Consider the following 3,104-nt stretch of genomic DNA (forward strand, 5'->3'; position numbering starts at 1 on the left):
AGTACGGTGCCGTTGGGGTTGAGGGTGGTGGGGTTGGTGGGGGTTTCTTGGGTGTTTGCTGGTGTGAGTCGGGGGAGGAGTATGTGGCCGTTGCGGAGGGCGAGTTGGGGTTCGTTGGTGGTGAGTGCGGTGGTGAGTGCGGTGTGGGATGTGGTGGTGTCGTCGGTGTCGATGAGTATGAACCGGCCTGGGTGTTCACTCTGCGCCGAACGCACCAAACCCCAGGTCGCAGCGGCGGCGGGTTCGCGCACCATCTCCCCGGGCGCGGTGGCAACGGCGCCCGATGTCACCACGGCCAGGCATGTGTCGGCGTACCGTTCGTCCGCGACCCACTCCTGCACCAGCGCCAGAGCGTGCCGTGCCACCGTGGTGGCGGAGCTGGACGCCTCGACCCGGGCGACGGCGAAGGGCGGGACCTCGGCGTCGTCAGTCAGGTCCTCGAAAGCGCACCATGACGCTTCCCCGGTGTCCGGTGAGGGCGTTTCGGGAGCGGCGACCCACCGGACCTGATGCAGGTGAGGGGAGTTCCCACCGGTCGCTCTCGCTGCTTCGAGCGCGCCCTCCGGAGGTGTGCGGAGCACCAGGGAGTCCACGGAACCGACGAGTTGACCGGCCGTGTCGGTCAGGACGATCGATGTCGTATCGGGACCTTGAGGCTCCAGGCGGACCCGCAACTCCGTCGCACCAGAGGCATCGAGACGCACTCCCGCCCACGAGAACGGAAGCCGGACCGACTCTCCGCGGCCTTCCAGCGGCAGCAGATGCAGGGCCGCGTCCAGCAGCGCCGGGTGCAGTTCGAACCGGTCGTCGGCGACCGTGGCGTCGTCGGGCAGCTTGACTTCGGCGAACAGGGTCTCGCCCGCGCGCCAGACGGCGCTGAGATTGCGGAAGGCCGGACCGTAGCCGTAGCCGAGGGCGTCGAGCCGCGCGTAGACGCTCTCGGGATCGGCCGGGGTCGCGCCGTCCGGCGGCCACACCGTGTCCGCGGTGGCGACCGACGACGCGTTTCCTGGAGCCAGCACACCGACGGCGTGCCGGACCCAGGGCGCATCCCCGCTGCCGCGGGCGTGGACGGCGAGCGTCCTGCGCCCATCCTCGGCCGGTGCGCCGACTGTGACCTGGACCGGCACCGAACCCTCCGCGGGCAGCACCAGCGGTGCTTCAAGCGTCAGCTCGTCGATGACGAGACATCCCGTGTGGGCACCGGCGTTCAGCGCTAGCCCGACCAGGAAGCTGCCGGGTGCCAGCGGTACGCCGCCGACGGTGTGGTCGGCGAGCCAGGGGACGGTGTCCGTCCCGACGGTGCCGGAGAAGAGCAGCCCGCCGTCCTCGGCGAGTTCCACCGGTACGCCGAGCATCGGCCCGGCGGCGGGAGCCGCGGCAGCGTACGGGTCGAGCCAGTAGCCGCTGTGCTGGAAGGCGTAGGAGGGAAGCTCGACCCGGTCGTACGTACCGGGATAGGTGACACGCCAGTCCACCGGTGCACCCAGGACCTGGAGCCGGGCGAGCGCGGTGAGGAAGCCGAGCCTCTCGTCGTGGCCCCGTCGGAGACTGGGGACGATGTCAGGGACGAGGGCTGAGAGCGCGGCATCGGGGCCGACTTCGAGGAGCGTGCTGACGCCATGGACCTCTTCGAGCGCGCGCACGGTGTCGTGGAAGCGGACGGGGAGACGGATGTGCCGGGTCCAGTACGCCGCGTCCATGAGCTCCTCGGCAGAGGCGAGTGCGCCGGTGACGTTGCTGAGGACGGGGATGCGCGGCGGATGGAACTTCAGATCCTCGACGCAGGCATGGAACTCCTCCAGTACGGAGTCCATGTGCGGGGAGTGGAAGGCGTGACTGACATTGAGTGACCGGGTCCTGCGCCCCTGGTCCTCAAAGGAGCGGGCGATGCTGTGCGCGGCCTCGGGGTCGCCCGAGATCACCAGCGACGTGGCGGTGTTGACGGCGGCGAGGGAAACACCGTCAGTCAGCCTGGGCGTCATCTCGTCCTCGCCCGCCTCCACGGCGATCATGGCGCCGCCGCACCGGGCGGCTTGCATGAGCCGGCCCCGGGTCGCGACCAGGAGAGCCGCGTCCTCAAGAGTGAGTACCCCTGCCACGTGCGCGGCGGTCAGCTCACCGACGGAGTGCCCCGCCACGAAGTCTGGCGTCACCCCGTGGTGCTCCAGTAATCGGAAGAGGGCGGTTTCGTGGGCGAAGAGGGCGGGTTGGGTGTATTGGGTTTGGTTGAGGAGTGTGGCTTCTTTGGTGTTGGGTGCGGCGAGGATGAGGTCGCGTAGGGGTTGGTCGAGGTGGGGGTCGAGGGCTGCGCATGCTTCGTCGAAGGCGGTGGCGAAGGCTGGTTGGGTGGCGTGGAGTTGAGCGCCCATTTGGGGGCGTTGGCTGCCCTGCCCGGTGAACAAGAACGCCATCGCTCCTCTGCCCTCGGCGCTGCCGCACACCGCGGCCGGGTCCTCGCGCCCCTCTGCGACGGCCGTGAGCGCGCGCAACGCCACATCACGGTCGGCGGCGAGGACCACCGCGCGATGGCTGAGTGCGGCTCGTCCAGTGCCCAACGCGTGGCCGACGGCAGCCGGTGGGGCATCGGGATGCTCATTGATGAACGTGTTGAGCCGCCGGGCTTGGTCGCGTAGCGCCTGTTCGGTATGGCCGGACAGCGGCCATGGTGTGAGGGCCGGGTGCGGCTCTGCGGCTGTGGGCGCGACTGTGCCTGTTGTCGCGTTCTTGGTGGTGGGTTCTGGTTGGGTGGGGGCTTCTTCGAGGATGATGTGGGCGTTGGTGCCGCTGATGCCGAAGGAGGAGACGGCTGCGCGGCGTGGGTGCCCGTTCCGTGTCCATGTGCGGGCCTCGTCCAGCAGCTTTACCGCGCCGCTTTCCCAGTCGACGTGGGGGGTGGGTGCGTCGAGGTGGAGGGTGCGGGGGAGGTGGCCGTGGTGCATGGCCATGATCATTTTGATGATGCCGCCGACGCCGGCGGCTGCTTGGGTGTGTCCGATGTTGGACTTTAACGACCCGAGGTACAGGGGTTGTTCGGTGGGTCGGTTTTGTCCGTAGGTGGCGAGGAGCGCTTGGGCCTCGATCGGATCGCCGAGTGTCGTCCC

General features: G+C 69.1%; 1 protein-coding gene. It reads right to left on the reverse strand.

Annotated elements, in window-relative coordinates:
- Positions 1-3,104, reverse strand: a 3,104-nt coding sequence (locus tag AB0E05_RS36330) for a type I polyketide synthase (protein WP_361971879.1), incomplete at both ends; no start/stop codon positions are given.

Source organism: Streptomyces sp. NPDC048057, from assembly GCF_040653095.1.
In the GTDB taxonomy this organism is placed as follows: domain Bacteria; phylum Actinomycetota; class Actinomycetes; order Streptomycetales; family Streptomycetaceae; genus Streptomyces.